The following is a 622-nucleotide window of genomic DNA, read 5'->3' as shown; positions in this document are numbered from 1 at the left end:
CTGCCGGGCCGGCCGCGGGCATCTGTGCCGCAACACGCTCGGCGTCGGCGTCAACCGGCCGGGCTCGTTCGGCGAGTTCGTCTGCCTGCCGGAGTATAACGTCGTGCCGATCCCGGAGGATGTGCCCGACGAGATCGCGGCGATCTTCGACCCGTTCGGCAACGCGGTGCACACAGCACTCTCCTTCGATCTCGTCGGCGAGGACGTGCTTGTGACCGGCGCCGGGCCGATCGGCATCATGGGCGCTCTGGTTGCCAAGCGTTCCGGCGCGCGCAAGGTGGTAATCACCGACATCAACCCGACGCGGCTGGCGCTCGCGAAAAGCGTCGGCATCGACCATGTCGTCGATGCCTCGAAGGAAAACCTTGCCGACGTGATGAAGGCGATCGGCATGACCGAAGGTTTTGACGTCGGGCTGGAAATGTCCGGTGCGGCCCCTGCCTTCCGCGACATGATCGACAAGATGAACAATGGCGGCAAGATCGCCATCCTCGGCATCGCGCCGGCCGGCTTCGAGATCGACTGGAACAAGGTGATCTTCAAGATGCTCAACCTCAAGGGCATCTATGGCCGCGAGATGTTCGAGACCTGGTACAAGATGATCGCCTTCGTGCAGGGCGGC

General features: G+C 63.7%; 1 protein-coding gene. It reads left to right on the top strand.

Annotation, left to right across the window (positions count from 1 at the left end; translation table 11 throughout):
* Positions 1-622 (top strand): zinc-binding dehydrogenase (locus tag ASE71_RS10410; RefSeq protein ID WP_244497363.1); only part of this gene is annotated, 622 nt, incomplete at both ends.

This window comes from Ensifer sp. Root954 (assembly GCF_001429005.1).
GTDB lineage: Bacteria > Pseudomonadota > Alphaproteobacteria > Rhizobiales > Rhizobiaceae > Ensifer > Ensifer adhaerens.
This window is presented reverse-complemented; position numbering and strand designations above follow the sequence as displayed.